Genomic DNA, 2801 nt, shown 5'->3' with positions numbered 1-2801 from the left:
TTGAAGTGGGCGGAGATCTCTCCGGTGGTCAAACCCTTGGCGTACAACGAGATCGCGATCGCGTCGACATCGGTCAGGCGGCGCTGCCGCTTGGCCACGATCACCGGTTCGAACGTGCCGGCCCGGTCCCGCGGGACCTCGATCGTCACTTCGCCAGCGGCGTCGGTGAGCACCGTCTTGGGCCTGGTGCCGTTGCGGATGTTGCCGTCGCCCCCTGCCGGAGTGCCGTGCTTCTCATGGCCCAGGTGCTCGGTCATCTCCTCCTGCAGAGCCGCCTCCAGCACCTGCTTGGTGATCGACTTGAGCAGCCCCTCCGGGCCGGTCAGGTCCTCACCCCTGGCGCGAGCGGCCTTAACCAGCTCACGCACCGCAGCCCGTTCAGCCTCACCAGGCTTGGCGGCCTTCACCGCTTGCTTGGGCATCGAGCTCATGCCCTCGAGTGTCTCGGTCATCAGGTGACCAGCCTTCCTCGCCGACCACGTCGGCGTGTCGGCCAGAAACACCATTCAACGGACTTACATGCTGGTATGGCTGCGCGAGGGTCGTGACCCAACATCTGACTGGTGTCCTGCTGGATTGCCGATGGACTGATCCGTCCGGCCCTCGCGTAGCGGCACCGGCCGGTCGGGTCATGACCTAATACGAGCCTGACCCCATCGCACGGGATCTGGTGTAAGTCCTGTCTGACCGACCCGGCCGGTGCCGACCCATCGGAATCGGAAGGGCAAGACCATCATCACAAACCGGGAGCATCAGCAGCATCGTCTGGGTGGGGTTGACTCGCACAAGGACACCATCCATGTCGCCGTGATCACCGAGTCCGGGCAGCCGGTCGGGGATCGTGAGTTCCCCACCACGGTGTCCGGGTACCGGCGCGCGGTCGCCTGGCTGATCGAGCACGGCCCACTGGTCGCGGTCGGGGTCGAGGGCACCTCCAGCTACGGCGTCGGTATCACCACCGAGCTGCTCGCGGCCGGTCTGTCGGTCGTCGAGGTCAACCGCACCCGCCCAGCGGAGAAACGCAAACAGGGCAAGACCGACCCCTTGGACGCCTACCGAGCTGCCCGCTGCGTCCTGTCCGGGGAGGCCAGCACCGACCCGAAGAGCCCCACCATCGAACCGCTGCGCGCGTTGACCGTCGCGCGGCGCTCCGCGGTCAAGGCGCAACAGGCCACGCGGCGTCAGATCGGCGCCCTGCTGGTCAACACCAGCCCTGCCCTGCGCGACCGTTACCGCGACCTTCCCGAAGCCAAACTCCTTGCTGTTCTTCACGATTGCCGACCGGAACAGATGCAGGACCCCGACGCCGCTGACACCATGTTCGCGCTGCGTACCCTCGCCCGACGCCACCGCGCGCTCCAGGGCGAGATCGATGACCTCGAGCAGCGGATGCTGGCCCGAGCCACCCGCGCCAACCCTGCCCTCATGGCCATCAAGGGCGTCGGACCCGCCGTCGGAGCACAACTGCTGGTCACCGCCGGCGACAACCCGGACCGGCTGCGCTCGTCGGCCTCCTTCGCTGCCCTGTGCGGCACCGCCCCGATCCCGGTCTCCTCCGGAAAGACCAGCCGGCACCGGCTCTGCCGCGGCGGCGACCGACAAGCCAACGCGGCCCTGCACCACATCGTCAAGGTCCGCATGTCCTACGACCCGGCCACCCGCGATTACCGCGACACCCGCCTGGACAAGGGCTGGACCAAGCGAGAGGTCTTCCGCGCGCTCAAACGCGCCGTCGCCCGCGAGATCTTCCACGCCCTGGCCGGACACGCCACGGCGCCCGACTACTCCGACCTGCGCCCCGCCCGCCGAGCCAAGAACCTGACCCTGACCGCGGCCGCCGAACACCTCGGCGTATGGCCAGCCAGAATCGGCGAGCTCGAGCTCGGACGACGCCCCAACGAAGAACTCGCCACCCGCTACCGCGCCTGGCTCAACGCCGCTTGACACGCAATAGGAGCATCACTCCCGGACGGCTGGCCGCCAGTGGGTGGCGAGTCAATGTGGGCGGTGCATGTCGAGGAGGAGGTCTACCGCCTGGAGAACGTCCCGTTCTTCGTTCGGGGCGCTGCTTGTGGTGACCTGGTTCAGGCCGTGCCGGAGAAGGACGGCGTGCTGACCGTGGTTTCTGTGAAGGACGAGGGCAATCTGACGCTCCGGCTCATCGTTCGCCGGGAGGGCCCGCTCCGCGGGAACCTGGCTACTGCCCTGGAGATGTTCGAGTCCGTTGGGGTTTCCGGCGAGGGCGCACCGCAATGGGGACTGGTGGCCCTCGACGTCCCTAGGGGTGCCGACCTGGCCGCCGTGAAGGCCTTGATCGTTTCCGGCGAGGCTGACGGGTTGTGGCACTGGGAGGAGGGTGCTGTCAACGACGAGTGGCGAGCTCTGCCCGACGCCGATCGAAACTAGCCATCCACGAAGCTGAGCGCGCGTCACACCGCCGCCTGTCGACCAGCGGCCTTCTCGCACAACCTGCTGTGTGCAGCCGGGGTCGCAACTTACTTGATGGCCGCCTGCGCCTTGCCGTTGTTGACGTCCTCGTCGTACAGGGGGAAAGGCGCTGGGAGAGTTCCATTCCCGGAGCGGCGACGAGTTACAAAGGCTCCCTGTCAACTGCGTGCCCGTAGGGCGCTTCTTCCTCCGATATCGGATGCAATGCCGCATCTGGGCGGCACTGGGCCCGCGTCCGTTCGGCTCTGTACGCCGGCCCCGACGCTTCCGGGTAGGACCACTGGCATCATCAGGTGCGTGCGTCCTGTCGTCGTATGGCTGCGGCTCGTGTCCGGGATGTCGGTCGGGCTCCT

3 protein-coding genes are annotated in these 2801 nt (G+C 67.4%); 2 read left to right on the top strand and 1 reads right to left on the bottom strand.

Features of this window, described 5'->3' with window-relative positions:
• Nucleotides 1-452, bottom strand: a 452-nt coding sequence (locus OO014_RS19175; RefSeq protein WP_272463929.1) for a transposase, incomplete at its 3' end; no start/stop codon positions are given.
• A gap of 247 nt (nucleotides 453-699) precedes the next feature.
• Here OO014_RS19175 and OO014_RS19170 point away from each other — a divergent pair.
• Nucleotides 700-1944 (top strand): IS110 family transposase, encoded by a 1245-nt coding sequence (locus tag OO014_RS19170; RefSeq protein WP_272463928.1) that lies wholly within the window; start codon nucleotides 700-702, stop codon nucleotides 1942-1944.
• A 54-nt stretch (nucleotides 1945-1998) separates the two neighbouring features.
• Nucleotides 1999-2406, top strand: coding sequence for a DUF4265 domain-containing protein (locus tag OO014_RS19165; RefSeq protein ID WP_272463927.1), 408 nt, complete (start codon nucleotides 1999-2001; stop codon nucleotides 2404-2406).
• Nucleotides 2407-2801: the final 395 nt, after the last annotated feature.

It is taken from the genome of Intrasporangium calvum, from assembly GCF_028446585.1.
Lineage (GTDB): Bacteria > Actinomycetota > Actinomycetes > Actinomycetales > Dermatophilaceae > Intrasporangium > Intrasporangium calvum_A.
The sequence above is the reverse complement of the archived record's forward strand: the minus strand, read 5'-3'. Positions and strand labels throughout refer to the sequence as shown.

Bases quoted from the DNA above. Each gene is read 5' to 3' on its own strand.
- OO014_RS19165 (WP_272463927.1), top strand. From the start codon at position 1,999: ATGTGGGCGGTGCATGTCGAGGAGGAGGTCTACCGCCTGGAGAACGTC.